At 26.8% G+C, this 19,087-nt stretch carries 15 protein-coding genes and 1 tRNA gene; 6 read left to right on the top strand and 10 right to left on the bottom strand.

Going from position 1 to position 19,087, the window contains the following annotated elements:
- The first annotated feature begins 46 nt into the window (after positions 1 to 46).
- Both gpmI and AC0B4K_RS03100 read left to right on the top strand, forming a co-directional pair.
- Positions 47 to 1,552, top strand: coding sequence for a 2,3-bisphosphoglycerate-independent phosphoglycerate mutase (gene gpmI / locus AC0B4K_RS03105; RefSeq protein ID WP_465103759.1), 1,506 nt, complete (start codon positions 47 to 49; stop codon positions 1,550 to 1,552).
- Positions 1,553 to 2,142: 590 nt separating this feature from the next.
- The gene (locus AC0B4K_RS03100) at positions 2,143 to 3,324 is read left to right on the top strand and encodes an IS3 family transposase (RefSeq protein WP_465103758.1); all 1,182 of its coding nucleotides are present in this window, start codon (positions 2,143 to 2,145) and stop codon (positions 3,322 to 3,324) included.
- Positions 3,325 to 3,356: 32 nt separating this feature from the next.
- Here AC0B4K_RS03100 and AC0B4K_RS03095 read toward each other — a convergent pair whose 3' ends face one another.
- Complete coding sequence (locus AC0B4K_RS03095; RefSeq protein WP_465103757.1) at positions 3,357 to 3,581, bottom strand: hypothetical protein; 225 nt, start codon at positions 3,579 to 3,581, stop codon at positions 3,357 to 3,359.
- 292 nt (positions 3,582 to 3,873) lie between these two features.
- Positions 3,874 to 3,947, bottom strand: a tRNA-Trp gene (locus AC0B4K_RS03090).
- A gap of 284 nt (positions 3,948 to 4,231) precedes the next feature.
- Here AC0B4K_RS03090 and AC0B4K_RS03085 point away from each other — a divergent pair.
- Positions 4,232 to 5,233 carry an ECF transporter S component gene (locus tag AC0B4K_RS03085; RefSeq protein ID WP_465103756.1) on the top strand — a complete coding sequence of 334 codons (1,002 nt, stop codon included), beginning with the start codon at positions 4,232 to 4,234 and terminating at the stop codon, positions 5,231 to 5,233.
- A gap of 3 nt (positions 5,234 to 5,236) precedes the next feature.
- Positions 5,237 to 7,663: an MAG1360 family OppF-related protein gene (locus AC0B4K_RS03080; protein WP_465103755.1), complete on the top strand. Its 2,427-nt coding sequence runs from the start codon at positions 5,237 to 5,239 to the stop codon at positions 7,661 to 7,663.
- A 24-nt stretch (positions 7,664 to 7,687) separates the two neighbouring features.
- Here the strand turns inward: AC0B4K_RS03080 and AC0B4K_RS03075 are convergent, their stop codons facing one another.
- Genes AC0B4K_RS03075 through AC0B4K_RS03060 form a run of 4 tightly spaced genes read right to left on the bottom strand, consistent with a single transcriptional unit; the run spans position 7,688 to position 12,904 of the window.
- Positions 7,688 to 8,983, bottom strand: coding sequence for a CNNM domain-containing protein (locus AC0B4K_RS03075; RefSeq protein WP_465103754.1), 1,296 nt, complete (start codon positions 8,981 to 8,983; stop codon positions 7,688 to 7,690).
- A 7-nt stretch (positions 8,984 to 8,990) separates the two neighbouring features.
- Complete coding sequence (locus tag AC0B4K_RS03070) at positions 8,991 to 10,475, bottom strand: replicative DNA helicase (RefSeq protein WP_465103753.1); 1,485 nt, start codon at positions 10,473 to 10,475, stop codon at positions 8,991 to 8,993.
- The gene (gene rplI / locus AC0B4K_RS03065) at positions 10,462 to 10,923 is read right to left on the bottom strand and encodes a 50S ribosomal protein L9 (RefSeq protein ID WP_465103752.1); all 462 of its coding nucleotides are present in this window, start codon (positions 10,921 to 10,923) and stop codon (positions 10,462 to 10,464) included. Before rplI ends, AC0B4K_RS03070 begins: the two co-directional genes overlap by 14 nt.
- Positions 10,904 to 12,904 (bottom strand): GGDEF domain-containing protein, encoded by a 2,001-nt coding sequence (locus AC0B4K_RS03060; RefSeq protein WP_465103751.1) that lies wholly within the window; start codon positions 12,902 to 12,904, stop codon positions 10,904 to 10,906. The genes rplI and AC0B4K_RS03060 overlap by 20 nt, the downstream gene beginning before the upstream one ends.
- A 178-nt stretch (positions 12,905 to 13,082) precedes the next feature.
- On the opposite strand from AC0B4K_RS03060, the gene AC0B4K_RS03055 reads away from it, so the two are divergent.
- Positions 13,083 to 14,090, top strand: coding sequence for a hypothetical protein (locus tag AC0B4K_RS03055; protein WP_465103750.1), 1,008 nt, complete (start codon positions 13,083 to 13,085; stop codon positions 14,088 to 14,090).
- Positions 14,091 to 14,102: 12 nt separating this feature from the next.
- Here AC0B4K_RS03055 and AC0B4K_RS03050 read toward each other — a convergent pair whose 3' ends face one another.
- A complete protein-coding gene (locus AC0B4K_RS03050) occupies positions 14,103 to 15,284 on the bottom strand; it encodes an IS3 family transposase (protein ID WP_465103606.1) in 1,182 nt (393 codons plus the stop codon).
- A 65-nt stretch (positions 15,285 to 15,349) separates the two neighbouring features.
- Between AC0B4K_RS03050 and AC0B4K_RS03045 the strand changes: the two genes are divergently transcribed.
- Positions 15,350 to 15,925: a hypothetical protein gene (locus AC0B4K_RS03045; RefSeq protein WP_465103749.1), complete on the top strand. Its 576-nt coding sequence runs from the start codon at positions 15,350 to 15,352 to the stop codon at positions 15,923 to 15,925.
- 456 nt (positions 15,926 to 16,381) lie between these two features.
- Here the strand turns inward: AC0B4K_RS03045 and AC0B4K_RS03040 are convergent, their stop codons facing one another.
- The 3 genes from AC0B4K_RS03040 to nadE are packed head-to-tail and all read right to left on the bottom strand — an operon-like array spanning position 16,382 to position 18,951.
- Entirely contained in the window at positions 16,382 to 17,413 is a 1,032-nt protein-coding gene (locus AC0B4K_RS03040) for a ZIP family metal transporter (RefSeq protein ID WP_465103748.1), read from the bottom strand.
- Positions 17,413 to 18,147 (bottom strand): YebC/PmpR family DNA-binding transcriptional regulator, encoded by a 735-nt coding sequence (locus tag AC0B4K_RS03035; RefSeq protein ID WP_465102848.1) that lies wholly within the window; start codon positions 18,145 to 18,147, stop codon positions 17,413 to 17,415. Before AC0B4K_RS03035 ends, AC0B4K_RS03040 begins: the two co-directional genes overlap by 1 nt.
- Positions 18,148 to 18,156: 9 nt before the next feature.
- Positions 18,157 to 18,951, bottom strand: a complete 795-nt coding sequence (nadE, locus tag AC0B4K_RS03030; RefSeq protein WP_465103747.1) for an NAD(+) synthase — start codon at positions 18,949 to 18,951, stop codon at positions 18,157 to 18,159.
- Positions 18,952 to 19,087: the final 136 nt, after the last annotated feature.

Genomic DNA, 19,087 nt, shown 5'->3' with positions numbered 1-19,087 from the left:
TTAGTATAATGTAAATTATTTAAAATTTATATTATCAAGGAGAAATTTGAAAAAAATTGTTTTAATTGTTATTGATGGTTTAGGTCTTAGAAAACAAACCCAAGGCAATGGTTTTGCGCTAGCTAAGACCCCAACATTTGACCATCTCTTTACAACTTACCCTAATTCTATTATTCAAGCTTCAGGAGAGGCCGTGGGGTTGCCTGAAGGTCAAATGGGTAATTCTGAAGTAGGTCATTTAAATATTGGTGCCGGAACTATTGTTTATACCGGATTATCATTAATTAAAAAAGCTTTAGCTGATGGTACTTACAAAGACACTAAAGCTTTTGTTGATGTTTTTCAAGATGTTTTGAAAAACAATACCACATTACATTTAATGGGATTATTATCACCTGGTGGTGTTCACTCATTAGAAGATCATTTATTCGAGTTATTACATGCTGCATATAATTATGGACTTAAAAAAGTCTCAGTTCATGTCTTTGGTGATGGTAGGGATGTAGCACCTCGCTCAATTAAAGAATCATTAAGTAAATTACAATTAATTTGTGATAAATATGGTTATAAAATAGCATCAATTTCTGGTAGATTTTATGCTATGGATCGAGATAAAATGTTTGATAGAGTATTTCAAGCTTATGATGCTATTTTGGGAAATGCAAAAGTAAGTTATATTGATCCTGTAACTTATGTTCAGGATCAATATAAACAAGAGATCTCTGATGAATTCTTTATTCCAGCTATTAACCAAACTTTAAACCAAGATTATTTTGTTAAAGATTATGACTCAATTATTTTCTTTAACTTTAGACCAGACAGGGCACGTCAACTAACCCATTTATTTATTAATTCAAACTTATATGATGTTAAAGCGCCAAAACAAGTAAAAATTAATAAATTTGCTTCAATGATGAAGTATGAAGGCTTAGATACATTAATTGCTTTTAGTGAAATGGATATTCCAATGCCAATTGGAAAAGTTTTAGAATTAGAAAATAAAAGTCAGCTAAGAATTGCAGAAACCCAAAAATATGCACACGTAACTTTCTTTATGGATGGGGGAAAAGATATTGAGTTTAAAAACTCAAAGCGTATTATGGTCGATTCTTTAAAAGTTGAATCTTATGCAAAAGCTCCCCATATGTCAGCAGAAGGAATTACTGATCAACTGCTTGAAAATGCTTTAAATTATGATTTAACGATTATGAACTATGCAAACCCTGATATGGTTGGTCATACTGGCGATCTACAGGCTACTATTACAGCTGTTGAATTTTTAGATACTCAATTTGCTCGTATCTTAGAATGAGCAAATAAAAACAATGTAACTGTTTTTATTACAGCTGATCATGGTAATGCTGAAATTACAGAAGATGAACAGGGTAATCCAGCCACTAAGCATACTAGCAGCCCCGTTATGTTAATTTGCAGTGATAAAAGTATTAAACTTAGAGATGGTATTTTAGCTAATATTGCACCGACAGTTCTAGATTATATGGGTATTAGAAAACCAAATGAAATGGACCAGGATTCATTATTAATTAAGTAGTAAAAAGATAGATTTTTAAAATCTATCTTTTTTTAATATTTAACAAATAAATTAATTTAGTTCATAGTTTAACATGATATTATAGATATAAAAAATCCGACATCTAAATGTCGGCTTTTGTTTAATTTAATCTATGATTTTTGCCCATGATCTCAAAGAACTTTTTCCCCAGTATCAATGTTAAGCAATGATATGGTTCAGCTTTTTGGATCTAGAGTTGTCTTTGTGTTTGTGAAAGTTGTTTTAACTTTTAGGACGTAGTCGCTTCCTTCAGTTTTAATTCCTCAAGCATATTCACTATAGTTGAAGATTTGTTTAGTCTCAGTTAAAATATCTCCATCTGCGGCAGTGATTTGAATTTCAAAATGTGTATATTTTTTTTGTAGTTCTTGTATTTTGTTATTATCAGTAACTAACTTAAATTTCCATTCTTGAGTACCTGATTCAAATTCAGGTTTTGCTATTAATACAGACTCAATAAACTCTCTTTTTGCTTTTAATAAAGCCGGACAGAAAAGTTAACATGTAAATGTTAGCTTTTCTGTTACCATTCGTTGGTACCAACGAAAAAATTTTTTGAAAGGAAAATTATGTCAAGACATTTAAAGAAAGAAGAATTTGCAAAAATATATGAAGAATATCAAAAGTCAGGTTTCCCAGGTGCTTTTCGGGCTATTTACCAAATATCACCAGGAACAAAAAACTTACAAAGAAATAGTGTAAAAGTTAGAATTAATAAAATAATTAAGTATTATAATTTAGGTATGGAAGACTTATTGCAGACAAAGAAAGGCGAAAACCGCAAAAAAGGAAGTGGCAGTCCTAAGAAGAAAAGAGAACCAAATTGAGATATTTTTGATCGTGATGATTTGTTACAAATAGCTAAAAGATATTATGAAATTACCAATGAATTACCCAAAAGTAAGAAAGTTATTGAATTAAAAAGTTTTAGCATAAGTTACGTGAAGCTTTCAGAAGTTTTTGGCATTTCTAGGCAAACAATTTCTAAAACTCATAAGATTAAAATTTCACAAAAACTCCCTAAACATAGTGATGTAATTGAAAAATCGTTCATAGAAACAAAGTCAAGATATGGAAGGCTAAAGCTAAGTGTTTACATATCTCAAAAATACAAAATAGATATAAACGAACGTTCTTTAGGGAGATATATGAACCTTTTAGGCCTAAAATGTAAGCTTAGACAAAAATCAAAACGAAAAGAAATTAAAAATGTATCTTCACAAATTGATAACTTAGTAAATCGTGATTATAACGATCAAAACAATCGAAATATTTATGCAACTGATGTTTCATATATAAAAGCACCAAAAGACGTGTTAGAATCACACGTTTATTTGTCTGCAATTTTATCTCATAAAACTAAACAAATTGTTGGTTTTAAATTATCAAGAAGTAATAATCTAGAACTAGTTTTAGACAATTTAAATTCATTAAAACAATACAAACCCAAAAATTTTATCATTCACTCAGATCATGGCTTTCAATATACACATCATCAATATATTAAAGAAGTTCAAAATATTGGTGGCGTTATTTCGTTATCAAGAGTGGGAAACTCACTTGATAATCGAGAAATTGAATATTGGTTTGGGATCATTAAAACCGAATTATTAAATGATTTAGATTATTCCAAAATAACATTCAATGAACTTAATGATATGATACAAGAATATGTAGTTTGGTATAATAACGATCGAATTCAATCAAACTTAAACTGAAAAACGCCAAAGCAATTTGCAATGGCATTATAAGTTACTAAAATGTTAAATTTTGCTGTCCATGTTTATAATTCCACGGAATTTTCCTTAGCTTTCTCCACCTCTTTTTCAAGATCTTTCATTTCCTGATCATTTCATTCTGGTTTTTTATTAATTTCTTCTGCTTTAGTTAATAATTCTTTAGCTTCGAGTGTATCTCCAAGCTCACTAGTTATTTTTTGTTTGGTAGCTTCATAAATTGATGTTAAGTAAGGTTCAATTGAATCTTTAAGCTGATTATATTGAGCCAACGTTTTATCGTCATTAACATTTGTTTCAAACTCTTGTTTTTTCTCTTGGATTAAAATTCTCGTTTGGTAAGCACTAGTTACTTCTGCTTTTAAAGTTTCAAGTTTAGTAACTTGGGAACTTAATTTTTCTAATAATAGTTTTTCACTAGTAAGCTTTGTTTTATTATCGGCATTTAATGCTTCATAACCAGTAAGGGCTGAAGATACTAGGTCTTTGAGTTAATAATATAAAAAAAAGATAGATTTAAATCTATCTTTTTAAAATTAAGAATAAAAAACTTATTGTATTATATGGCGGGGGTTAAAGGAATCGAACCCTTACTTGCAGTTTTGGAGACTGTAGCACTGCCATTATACTAAACCCCCGTTTACTAATATAATTATATACTATTATTATAAATTTAATAATAGTATTTTATTTGCTGCTTGATATTATATATATTTATCAGAAAGTGTTTTAATAATATATTTAACTATATATTGATCTTTAATTTACATATAAAACGAGTTGTGATTATTAATTTTCATTTTAAAATCATAATAATATCTAAATATCCTTGTTTTACACATTTGATAACTATTAATAAACTAATTTAATTTAGCAATTAATACTAACATAAATTTTTACAACAAAATGGTATAATATGAGCATGAAAAAAGTGTCTAATAAAATCTTGAAATTTAATTTAAATGACATATCATTTTTTCCAAGGTGAACCTTAAAAAAAATGGCCTTTGTTTCAATTTTAATTGCAATATCGGTAAGTTTTTCAATTGTGGTTGTACAAATTATGCCATTTGTCATTATTCCTTCTTTTAAGATTGGTTTTATTAGTTTACCAATAAAAATAACCGGATTTATTTTTGGACCTTGGACAGGATTATTCGTTGGGTTAATTAGTGATTTTTTATCGATCTTATTTGTCCCCCCCGTGGGTTATAATTTACTCTATACAGTAGCTGCTGGCGTTAATGGATTTATTCCGGGAGTTTTTAGTGTTTACTTCTTATACTTTTTAAAAGAGGCTTTTGAATCTAATTATGCTAAAGCTAAATTAAATAAAAAAATTAACTTGCTTGGAGTAAAATACCAAAAAGCAGTTTTGGATAATGACCAATATAAAATTAATAAATATTCTTTATTAATTTTAAAATATGACCAAAAGATTCAGAATATTATTAATAATAAAAGTCAAAAAACTTTAATGAATGTGAATTTATTTGTTTCGCTTGCTTTTTTAATTTTATCTTTAGGAATTGTCTTATCAATTGTGTTTTATTCGCCGCAACGTGTTATTGATCGTTCATTTATTAAGGATAAAAATATTTTACTTGCTTTAATGTCGTTTGGTTCGTTAACAATGGTAGTTTTTGTAATCTTTGGTAGATTTAAATTTAAACCAAAGTTTTACAATGTTTTATTACCAATCATTTCTTTTAGTGCTATTTTGGAATTAGCAAATTTACCAATTTTATCATATGCTGACTTATATTCATTTGGTGGATCTAACAAAGAAGATGTGTTTGTTTGATTAACTCAACATGTTCTACTCAGCCCAATTAAAATTTATTTCAATATTTTTGTAATTTATTTTGCATATTTAATTATTAGTGGATTAATTAACAAAAATTCTGAATTATCATATAAATAAACAATGCAAGATAAGAATTTATTAATTATTACAAATATCTTTGCTAAACCCAAAAAAAGTAAATTTTGAATTTCTAAATTTCAAGATAAAAATTTAGAACATGATATTTATATTCCTGAAATTTATTTAGATAAAAAAGCTACAGGGTTTTTAATTCCCTCCCAAAATAAAAATTTGACTTTTGATAAATTAAAAAAGCTTTTAACCAAAGCTCAAAAATCAAATATTTTTTTATATTCATATGACCATGACTTACAAACTTACCAAAACCATAAAGATCATTATAAACACCTTGCCTACTTAGATTTAAATAATTTATCTTTACAACAAACAACTAAAAACTCGTTTTATTTATTTTGAAAACAATGTATTAAAATCACAAAGCAAGAACTTGCGAACAAAAACAAAAATATTTTTGACAGAAAATATTCCTTAAATACTAAAAATTATTTATTTCCTAAAATATACTTTTTTGCTAATCAATTGCAAGCTACAGGGAAAGAATTTAAACGTTTACTAGATTTATTTATTGAAAGATATAATTATAAAAATAAAGCATCTTTAAATATTGATTTAATGCTTAAGGATGCTTTTGCTTGAATTAAGAATTATGAAGAAGAACTAACAGATTTATTTATTGAATTTTTTAGAGAATTAAATCTTAGTTCACAAAAATTATTTCATGATTGAGAAAGTAATGAATTATTTTTCCAAGAGCTAAAAATATTGAAATATACCAAAGACATTTTTTACATTAGAAAAATTCAAAATAAAACCTTGTTACATGTTTATAATGATTTTAAAATAAAAGCTCTTGATCAAGAACTTAAAGCAATTAAAAAATACCAATTAGCTTTTAAAATTAAAAATCAAAAGTTTATTAGTACTATTATTAAAAAGCAAAAAGAAAAATTAAGAATTATTAGAAATTATCTTAAAAACACAAATAATAATAATTTTCAAGCAAAATTTGATTTATATAAAAATAAATATTTTACACATAAGATTATAAATTTTTGAACTAAAAATAAATCATATTTTCAATATTTAGAAGAGGATTTAGTTTTTGACTTAGATAATCTAGTTAATGAAGAACTTAATTTACTCTTTGAAAAAATTCCATTTATTCCTAGTTCAAACAAATTTAATTTTTATAAACAAATTAAATTATTAAAAAAGAGTATTAGGTATCAATTTAATATTAACTTTACCAATTTTTATAATATCTCTTTAAATAATAAAAATAAGATTAATAATATTATTCAAAAATTAGAAAAATATAAAAAACAAGCTCAAAACTCGTTTTTAGTAAAACAAAAAAAATATAAAGATAAAGATAATAATCATATTTTGCATTTAGCTGAACAAATAAAAACTAAGAATGCTCAACTAGTATGGGAACAACGTAAAGCATTAGAATTATTCAAAAAAATATTAGAAGCACGAGAACTAAAATTAGTACGTATTTTGAAAAATTTAAAAAGTTTTCAAAATCTCACTAATAGATTTTACAAATATGTATCTAAACTTGGTTTTGCTTTGAAACTTGATCAAAAACAAAGTAAATTGCTAGATGAAATTAAATCTAAGAGATATTTAAATCACATTGTTAACTTTAGTTTTTACTTTTTTGATAAAATTGCTAATTTTATACTTTCTAAATATAAAGTTAATTATAAATTTAAAGAATTATATTTTTCAATTTTAAAATTTATTGAAGTTTATAGGTCACTTGGCTTAAATTTATCTGATTATTTTATTGATTGTAATTTATTACCAACCTTAAATTTATTTAAATTAAATTTAGGATTTCAAGCATTGAAAAAACCTAAATTCATATTTATTAATGATCTTGAGATAAGCGATAATAATGATTATAAGGATCAAATCCAAAACATCTTAATAAACCTTGCAAAAGATTATAATTTTAATTATGTTTTTATATCTCATGATTTTAAATATTTAACTAAATATTACCCAGAAATTTATGTTTTTAATGACTATACCCTGTTAGAACTTGGATATACCCAAAATATTCTTGCTAATCCAATTAATCCAACTGTGAAAAGTTTAATTATTAGTAATCATATAGATTATTCGCAAGATAATCATTCCAAAGCTAATTTTATTAATTTTAGTTTTTTTAGAATAACTAATGATGAATATCATTATATTTTTATTAATTGATCTAACTTTATTTTGTGGACATTAAAAACTGCAAATATGCAAGAAGGATCTGATGATGATGTTCAAGATTCTGAATTATATAATGCTGTTATAGAGCTAGATTTTTCAATTGATGAAATAGAAAATATGCCAAGTTTATATTACTTAGAAAACAACCGACATTTATTGAAAGATTATTGGGCATGGTTAATTAAAGATAGAAATGAGAATTTTAACATTTCTTTTAACGACTTAAATTATTAAAAAATTCGGTTTTAAAACCGAATTTTATAATTTTGTTATTTCGATAACAGGTTTTTTTTGTTTGCTTTGACTTTCTATTACCTTAAAAGCTATCGTTTCATCTAAGACAAAACGAGAATTTTTATATAGTTTTGGTTTATTAATTTTATTAGTCAATCACTGGTATAAATACATGTCTAATTCATTTTCGTTAAGTAAGTCTTCATCAATTTCTAATTGTTTAAAAACTTCGCTCATTTTAACGTCTTCTTTAATTCGTGCTCGTTCTAATGATATTTCATAGATTTTATGATCATCGTCATATTCATCATATATTTCACCTACTATTTCTTCAATAATATCTTCAATGGTAATAATACCAATAATATTTGATGAAGAATTATTTTCAACTACAAATGCCATTTGGGCACGTTCGGCTCGCATTTTTTCTAGTGCGCTTGATAAAATTGAATTAGCCGATATATTCGGCACTCTTTTAATATAATTCATAATTTTACCACGTTGCAAGTGAAAAATGTCTTTTAATAATAAAATACCAATTAATTGACCACCATGCATAACAGGCAAACGTGAATAATTTGTTTCTTTGAAAATCTCATGAGCTTCTTTCACAGATGATCTAAAACTAATAGATGTAACATCTTTTAGTTTTATATAGTGAGAAGACACCTTAGTTGAATCTAAGTCTAAGGCTTTTTGCGCTAACATGCTTTCGCCTGCTTGCAGAACTCCTTCTTCTTGGGCTAAGTTAATAATACTTTTTAGATCTTCTTCAGAATTAGTTACATAAACCCTTGTTGTTAGTTTTGAAAAAGGCCAAGTAAGAATTCAAAAAATTCAAAAGTTAACATCAATATACCAACTAAAGAATTGTAAGTATTTTTTGGGATTTTTCTTTGCAATCAATTTGGGAGTAATTTCGCCAAATAAAACCAACAAAGGAGTTACTAAACAAATTGAGATAATTAACCGGCTTGTTTCATTAGTTAGTAATAATCCTAGCATATAAGATGTTAAAGTGGCAGAAGCTACATTAACTAAATTATTGGCTATTAAGATAGTTGTTAAGATGCGATTAAATCTTTTATGGTGTTTTTCAATGAGTTTAGATGATTTTTCATTATTTTCTTTCATTTCGTGAATTTTAACCGCAGATAATGATGAATATGCTGTTTCACAACCACTATAAATTGCACTTAATAAAAATAAGAGTAATAGCCCAACGATAATACCTACAAAAAGTGGAATATTTAAGGTAGGTTGGTTGCTTAAAGTTGATGTTGCTTGTTGAGTTGAGGCATACCTCGAGTATATGTCCATGATTCTCCTAATATTTTCGTTCGTAGAAGGTTACTTTGGCACCTTCATAAAGTAATTCACCTTCTCCAATTGGTCCACTACGGTTTTTAGCAATGGATAAATCAGTTAGAATATGCGAATTAAAACTATTGAATTGGTCTTGATTGTTATCTGGTTTTAATTTTGTTTGATTTCGACTTAGAAAGATTACAATATCAGCATCTTGTTCTATGGCTCCTGATTCTCTTAGATCACTTAATTGCGGTTTTTTATTTTCGCGACTTTCAACAGTTCTTGATAATTGTGATAAAGCTAAAATTGGAATTTTTAAATCAATTGCTAAAACTTTTAAAGCTCTTGAAATTTGCGCTACTTCATTTTGACGATTACCACTAAATTCACTACCTGAGATTAATTGTAAGTAATCAACAATCAATAAACTCAATCCATTTTTATTTGTGGTTTGTATCTCTTTGTGCAATTGCTTAATTTTTCAAACTAAATCTGAAATTTTGCTTGAAGTATTATCATCAAAATGTAAATTAGTAATATTTTTATTCCTTGAAATAACTGATCTTAAAATGACTAAATCGTTTTGTTCTAATAATTTGGGTTTTTGTAATTTACCAAGGTTAATTGAAGCTAAAGATGAATAAAACCTGGTGGTTAGTTCAGTATAAGGCATCTCTAACGAAATAAAAGCACAACTGTATGGCCTAATAATTTGTCCTTGTGCATCAACTTGCTCTTCTTGGGTAATATTTTTAGCTATATTTAATGCAAGGGCGGTTTTACCTACCCCGGGTCTTGCTGCTAAAATAATTAATTGTCCTGGCTTAAAACCTTGAATTAAATTATCAATTAAATCATAACCAGTTTTTAATCCTTCATTAGTATCATTCACTAGTCCTTGTGATATTAATTCTTCAAATTCTTGGGTTGCTTCATTAAATGGAATAAAAGAACTATTCTGTAAAGATGAAGAATAGTTTTCTTCTAAGAAGGTGGTAAAATCTTGAACTGAATCTTGAAAGTTTAAATTTTTTTTAGTGTTTAAGGCTTTAAGTGAGGCTTGGTAAAAAGTTTCTAAATTACGCATTTTGAGCAATTCAATTAATTGCTCAATTTTATCTAAAAAATTATCAGCATTAGCAAATAATGAATTAATTTCATTAATTAAAGCACTAGTTACTTTTGGGTATTTGTGTTTTAAGTCTTCAACTTCAACAAATTCCTGAATTTCGTAATAATCGTTAAAAACCCCAACTCCATGGATGTTTTTATTACGTTTTTCATTAATAAATTCGAAAAGTTGTCTATTATCATCATGATAAAAGTGTTCACCAGTTAAATATTGGCAAGCCGTCTGTTGTCTATTTGCATCATCCATCATTAAGTTTAAAACACTTTTTTCGGTTAAATCATCATTGAATAAGGTTTGTTGGTTATTTAAAAATTCAAAACTTTCAAAATTATGGTATTTTCAAATATGTTTTTTTCTATTTTTTTTCATTAGTAATGTTTAAGAATATGCGTAAGGTTGCTTCAATTTCTTTGTAGATATAAACTTTAATTTCATGATTTCCATGTGAAACTATGTGGATTTTTTGTAATGCATGTTTAGGCAATTTAAAGCCTAGTTCTTTAAGTTTTTTATCAATATCTTTAGTAGAAATTGAACCATGCACATTTAAATTCCCGTTTTTGTCAATCGTTGCTGATAATTGGAATTTTAATGTTAAATCTTCTATTTTAGATTTTAATTCGTGCGCTTGAGAACGTTTTTCGTGTTCGTCAGCAACTAAATTATCTAAAACTTTATTTAATTTAGCTAAATTGGCTTCATTGTAAGCAACTGCAAAACCTTTTTTTATTAAAAAATTGGTTCCGTATCCAGCTGATACTTCAATTATGGTATTTGCTTTACCATCTTTACAATCTTTAGTTAATATTACTTTCATTTTTAATTAATCTCCCTGCGGTTGTTATAGCATGTTTGACATTATCAACAAATGTTTCTAAATCTTCTTGACTAGTTGCGGCTGCTGCATTAAAGTGGCCTCCTCCTCCAACAGCCTCGCAGATAATTTGAACATTTGTATTAATGCCTCTTGCACTTAGTTTATAGATATTTTTTTTATTTTCTAACTTAGCAATAACAAAGGAAGCAATTCTTCCTTTGATACGTAAGATTTCATTTGCTGCTATTGAAATTTCATCATTCGAGGCTTCAATATTAGAATATGCTAAGAAATATCCTTTTTTAATTTCGTAAATATTTTCAATCAATGATTGAATTTTATCATTAGTGCTGTGGTCTATTTTTAATACTTCAACACTTCGAGATGAACTAGCATTTTGACTTTGCAATCATGATGCAGCTGCAAAGGTACTTGAAGTTACTGATTTTGAAAATTGGCTTGTATCAAGCATAATTCCATTGAGCAACATTTGAGCTGCTAATTTAGATAAAACAAACTTATTTTCTAAAAAGGTAAGAATTTCTGTCACTATTTGGCAAGTACTTGAAGAACTTGTTTCAACATAACAATTAGTTTTTAGTGCAAAATCAGTTTGTTTTAATAAACGATGGTGGTCGAGTATAAAAATATTTTCACGTTTCACATTTATAATTGCCTTTGGATTATCAGTTCGCTCAGGATCAGCCACATCAACAAAGATAATTAGTGAATTAATATTGGTATTTTTTAAAGCAAAACTAGAATTATAAACAATGTTATTTTTGGGAATTTTATAATCTTTAATCATTTGAGTAGTAGTTGAATCAAAAGCATCTGAAATAATATAAGGTTTCTTTTTAAAATGTTTAACTAGTTCATAAACAGCATAAGCGGCACCCCAAGCATCTAAATCTGCTAATTGGTGACCATAAATAAAAACTTGATCAATATTTTCATCTAAAAGTTTTTGTTCTAATTGCTCTGCCAGATACCTAATACGTGTTTTTGAATTATCTTTTAAAACTTCAGTATTTGAACCTAAGAAAAAAGTTGGTACAAAGTTTGTTTGAATAGCTATTTGATCTCCACCACGGGACTGAGCTTGAGTCAAAGCGTTTTTGGCTTTTTCGATTTTTGTTTTTAGTGATATTCATCCATAAGAAAATCCTCCGCTAATAGTTAGTTTTTTAACTAATTTATCACTAAGAGCATTTTTTATATTAAAAAATAAATTAAAGTTTTCGTTAATTAATTTATGAATACTTTCTTCATTTGTAAAAATCAAGAATTTACCATTTGTATATTGCCGATAAATAAAATTATACTTTTGACTATATTCACTTAGCACAGTTACTAAAATACTATTAATTTTAAATAATTGTTCTTCTGATAAAATTGACTGATATAGCAAATAGTTATCAATTTCAATTTCACCAATAACTGGCATTTGTTCTTGTGCTTGATTTTTATAAATATTTTCACTCGTTACATCACGAAAAATTAATAAATGCTCTGTTGGAAAAATTTGTAATTGGAAATATTGATCCTTAAAATTAATTAATAAGTATTTATCAAAAGGTAATTTTTTATTTACTAAATTTGGATCAAGAGTTTTAATCATATTGGCTAAATTCACTCCAATAAAATCTTGACCAAATGTTGTTTTAATATAGTTTGTAGTTCAAATTATTTCATGGTTAGTATTATAAATGCACATGCCAAGATTATTTTGGTCTAAAATATCATGTAAAATTTTATTAAATGAAGTATCAATTATTTTCTTGTTTTTGGCAAAATTTCTTGCTCCCCAATAAACAATCAAAATTGTTATTGTTAATAACGAAATAATTGCAACCGAAATAACAGCAGAAACAATTGCCCTATTATAGTCATTTAGTGATGTTAAAATTATTATAATACTTAGCAAGAGTGAAAGTATCCCAGGAATCAGTCAAATTAATGATTTTTTACTAAATTTCATTTTTACTTCCTTTACTTTATATATAAATACTTAATAATTTATATTATAACATTTTTAAACTTTTATGGCTTTCTTTTGTGCAAAAAAAAGATTGTCTGTCCAATGACAACTATTTAGGCCCATATGTAAATCCCTCCGAAAATGAACTAATTTAATTAAAATATGGTATAAATTATTTATGAGAATTAAACATAACATAGATAAGTACAAAAACTTAACAAACTACGAACTAAAAAAACAGCAATCTCTCATATTAATTGCTGCTAATATTGAAAAATCTTTATCTCAACTTAGTTTAATTACAAACCTTAGTGTATCAACTGTAAAAAGATATAAAAAAATAATAAAAAGTAATCAAGAAATTGACATCAGTCATAAAAATAAAAATCAACAAAGAAGTTGCAAAGTTACAGATTCAGAAATTGAATTAGTGTTTAAAGATTATTTAAAAACATGTGAAATTATTTTAAACAGTGTTCTAACAAATAACCAACTTTCGTTTAAAAGTTATTATTATTCAGAATATGGTTCTTTTATAAGGCAAAAAATTTCTTACAAAACTTTGGTAAGAAGATTCAACCAATTAGGATTATTTAATATACATACAACCAAAAGAGGAAGAAAAATAGCAAAATTATCAAAGAAGAAAACTTCACAAGAGACAACATTGCTATTAAAAAAATATTATAAACAAATTAAACAAAATGAAAAACAAAGACAAGTTTTGGGTCTAAAGAAAAATTTAGAATTTGGTGAAATTGTTGAAATCGATGCTCAGCTTGAACCATATTTAAAAAATAATAAACCATTCTATCTTTATCATGCAATTGATGTTGCCACTGGAACATTATTAGCAGCATGATTTGAAGAACAAGAAACAACATTAGGATATCAAAGACTGTTAGAAATAGTATTTAAGAAATATGGATTTCCAAAGAAAATTTATACTGATAAAAGAAGAACTTTTTGGGGAAACGAAAACGCACAAACAATTTTTGAAAAAGATTTAAATAAAAAAGGAATAGAAGTACTCAGTTCATCTAATCCCAAACATAAACCTCACGTTGAGAGATCTTTTAGAACATCATTAGATCAATACCCATTATTAATTCATGAAAACGGATATAAAGATATTAATGATTTAAAGCAAAATAACGAAGTATTAAACATGGACAGCAAAATTTAACATTTTAGTAACTTATAATGCCATTGCAAATTGCTTTGGCGTTTTTCAGTTTAAGTTTGATTGAATTCGATCGTTATTATACCAAACTACATATTCTTGTATCATATCATTAAGTTCATTGAATGTTATTTTGGAATAATCTAAATCATTTAATAATTCGGTTTTAATGATCCCAAACCAATATTCAATTTCTCGATTATCAAGTGAGTTTCCCACTCTTGATAACGAAATAACGCCACCAATATTTTGAACTTCTTTAATATATTGATGATGTGTATATTGAAAGCCATGATCTGAGTGAATGATAAAATTTTTGGGTTTGTATTGTTTTAATGAATTTAAAGTGTCTAAAACTAGTTCTAGATTATTACTTCTTGATAATTTAAAACCAACAATTTGTTTAGTTTTATGAGACAAAATTGCAGACAAATAAACGTGTGATTCTAACACGTCTTTTGGTGCTTTTATATATGAAACATCAGTTGCATAAATATTTCGATTGTTTTGATCGTTATAATCACGATTTACTAAGTTATCAATTTGTGAAGATACATTTTTAATTTCTTTTCGTTTTGATTTTTGTCTAAGCTTACATTTTAGGCCTAAAAGGTTCATATATCTCCCTAAAGAACGTTCGTTTATATCTATTTTGTATTTTTGAGATATGTAAACACTTAGCTTTAGCCTTCCATATCTTGACTTTGTTTCTATGAACGATTTTTCAATTACATCACTATGTTTAGGGAGTTTTTGTGAAATTTTAATCTTATGAGTTTTAGAAATTGTTTGCCTAGAAATGCCAAAAACTTCTGAAAGCTTCACGTAACTTATGCTAAAACTTTTTAATTCAATAACTTTCTTACTTTTGGGTAATTCATTGGTAATTTCATAATATCTTTTAGCTATTTGTAACAAATCATCACGATCAAAAATATCTCAATTTGGTTCTCTTTTCTTCTTAGGACTGCCACTTCCTTTTTTGCGGTTTTCGCCTTTCTTTGTCTGCAATAAGTCTTCCATACCTAAATTATAATACTTAATTATTTTATTAATTCTAACTTTTACACTATTTCTTTGTAAGTTTTTTGTTCCTGGTGATATTTGGTAAATAGCCCGAAAAGCACCTGGGAAACCTGACTTTTGATATTCTTCATATATTTTTGCAAATTCTTCTTTCTTTAAATGTCTTGACATAATTTTCCTTTCAAAAAATTTTTTCGTTGGTACTAACGAATGGTAACAGAAAAGCTAACATTTACATGTTAACTTTTCTGTCCGGGTTTATATTTCAAAATTATTACAACACGAGGAATAAAAAAATAATTTCTAAACATAATGTCTTCCAAAAAGAAGGAAAGAAAAACGGCAATTGAGCCGTTGATTTAGAGATTAATAGAAAAGTTTTAAATGGTGTTGTTAGATACCAAGGTAAAAACCTTGCAGCTTTCGATATGCATGACAAAAGGATTATATTTCCTTATAATTCTGATGTTGTGTTAGTACATTCTTCTGATGATAATTTGTATTTTAAATATAATGGAAAAAAATACTTTGCCAAAGAACCTAATGGAAAATATCTAAGCTTTACAGAAATGTGAGCTCTTGAGAAAGGTTTAGATTATTCTATCCCTGCCTTTGGAAAACTAGCATTTATCCATAAGAAAACAAACTCATTTTTTAAAACTCTTGAATTATACATCTCAAAGTTTAATAGTGTCTCTGTGAATGCACAAGGAAATAACCTTGAAGCCAATAAGATTATGGCTGATTATTTAGAGATACTTCGAACATTACACAGAAGCATCAATGATGAAATAAAAATTGATGCATATTAATTTTAATATTTTTAATAAAAAAGAGAATAATAAAAATAGAAAACACGGGCACGTGTTTTCTGGAAATTTTGCTTACTTTTTCAAAAGTAAGGCTCCCTTGATTGCAATCAAGGGCGGCGGCGGCGGCGGGGGGGGGGTTTAAAAATCTTTTTGTTTCATTTTGAAATTTTATAGTTAATGTAATGATATAAATAATTATGTTCTGATTTTTTAGACAGTAAAAACATCAAAAAATATATAAATTTTTCAATTTAGTTGCCAAAGAAGAAAAAAATTTTTTGGTTTGTTTTTTCATTATCTTTTTTTTGCAACAAAAGCATCATAATATAAATCAAAAAATAAAAAAAGATTAACCCCAACAGTCTGGGCAGAAAATTAAAAATGTAGTTCAAAAAAGTAGTTATTCTACAAACTTTTATGGCTTTCTTTTGTGTAAAAAAAGATCTTAATGATCTTTTATTTGTGTTCGTGAAAAGAAAGGATTAAGGTAGCAATAATCACCCCTAAAAATAAAATTGCCAATGTAATTAATCATTTATGTTTACTAAAATGTTGGTGGTAAAATTCGGGAAAAAATTCCACTAATGATGTGAAAATAAATATTCCACCAACTCCTGCATATAACATTGCTTTACCAGAGTAATCAATTGAGCCACCTGCAAACATGCCTATTACCATAAAAGGCAAAAATAAAAACAAACCTAAGAATGATAATAATAGTGCTTTAATAGGCGTATAGCCAGATTCTTTTAACCTTATATAAAAAACAATTTCTTCAGGTATTAAATGAATAATTAATGAAAAAAAGTAAGCAAATGTAATTGAATAGTTAACTTCACCAATTTCATTTGGGGTAAATAAACTGAGGTTGTAACCTAATAACAAACCTTCGGGGATTCGGTGAGTTAAAAGTAATAATAAAGCGATAATTTTTAGTTTTGCCTCTGTTTTTTTAAATATTGTCGAATTGGCAATGTCTATTTTATCTTGAGAATTAAAAATATAATCTTCATGAATGTGCTGATGATGTTCATGATCATCACTATGATCATGAACAAAAACACTAAGCGATTTATGTGTCAAAAGTTTTTTGTTAAATTGATATGATAAAACAAATTTAATAAAAAAAGCAAATGCAAGGCCAATTATTAAACCGACAACCACAAACAAAATATTATATCCATATAATGCGCTTTTACTATAGTCACGTCCAAATGTTTTAGATACAAATAAATATGAATTCTCAAGGGCTTCACGTAAAAACCCAAAGGTTGCTAGGACAATAAAAAAACCTGTCGAAAAAGCATATACATAAATACTAAATGATTTTTTGGATAAATATTTATTTAAAAAAGGTAAGAATAATGAAATTAAAATTGGTATTAGAAGCATTGCTGCTAAAAATATTAAAATTAACAGAAGTTTTGCTATTATTTCATTATTTAAGTCATTTGATAAAGAGTTATATAAAGTTTCGATTCAACGCATTATAAGTTATGTTTAATTTCAATATTATGATACACTTCTTGAACATCGTCATCATCTTTAAGCTTATCAACAAATTCAAGCAATTTTTTCTCTTTTTCTGAATCGTATTCAACATACATATTTGGAATATATGTTACTTCACATTGGGTGAAGTTTTCAACACTTAAAGCTGCTTCAACGGCATTTTTTAAATTACTGAAGTTTTCGGGTGAGCAAGTTAAGATAAATGAAGCATCAGTCTCTTGTACATCTTGTGCATTATTTTCTAAGGCAACAAAAGTTACTTCATCATTTGAATAATCTTGTTTTTCAAATTCAATAACACCTCTTTTATCAAAAGCAAATGGCAATTGCCCAGTTTTTCCTAAAGTTGCATTTTGTTTGTTGAAATATGCCTGAATATTTGATTTAACACGATTTACATTATCACTTAAAGTAACAACGATAAAAGTGGCTCCACCACTTACTGTAGCATTGAATAATAATTCAGTGTACGTTTCTGAATTTTTAGAACCTTTAGCCTTCGCGATAGCCCTTTCAATATTATCTTTTGGCATATTTTTTGCTTTAGCTTTAGTAATTGCTAATTTTAAAGCTGGGTTCATATCTGGATCTGGCCCAAGAGATGCTGCTACAAAAATTTCTTTTGAAAGTTTTTGGAATATTTTTCCTCTTGCTGCATCTTGTGCTCCCTTACGGTGTGCAATATTTGCTGAATGTGAATGTCCTGCCATAATTTTCTCCTATTTTATGTTTCTAACTGTATATATTTTATCACGTTTATGTTGTGTTATTTTATGTTTATATTCTATTTTATCGATAGTTTCTCTATCTAAAAATTCTACTAATTTTTCTCTATTATTATTATAATGATTTAAATAAAAATCTAAATGATTATAACTAAAACCTAGTTCAAGTTCATCACTTTGACCTTCTCATAGTCCGGCACTTGGTGTTTTGTTGATAATTTGGTTTGGAACATTTAACAAACTTGCCAAAAATCTAACTTCTCCTTTGGTAAGTTTTGAAATTGGTAATAAATCGGCCCCGCCGTCGCCAAATTTGGTAAAGTAACCTATAAAAACTTCATCAGCATTATCAGTTCCTAAAACTAAATAATTATGTTCTTGGGCTAGGGCATATAATGTACTCATTCTTAGCCTTGGTTTGATGTTAGCAATCGCTAAATTATTTTTTAAATTTAGTTGGTTTGATAAAGATTCAAAAGTTTTGCTTAAGTCAACTCTTTGAAAAGTATCGTTAAAGTTTTTTTCTAATAATTTAATATGATCTAAATCACTTTGAATCATATTATTAATTGGCATAACAACACCAAGGGTGGATTTAGGCATAATTGATTTCGCAATTGCGTAAACTAATGAAGAATCAACTCCGCCACTAATTCCAACTACAAATCCCTTTGCATTTGCCTTTAGCATTCGAGACTTTAAGAAGCTTTGAATTTTCTTTAAGTACTTTAATGCAATTTCGTGGTCATAACTTACTTGAAAATTATTATATTTACTAATTTTACTCATTTTACTCCTTTTTTGGAAATTTTAATATATAAAATTAAATATAAAGTATACTTTTTACGGTTTTTGTAATTTTTAGATTTTATATTTAATTATTTATTAATTAGATCTTTAATATTTTAATGTATAATAATAAAAT

Source organism: Mycoplasma sp. 11548 (assembly GCF_055523555.1).
The sequence above is the reverse complement of the archived record's forward strand: the minus strand, read 5'-3'. Positions and strand labels throughout refer to the sequence as shown.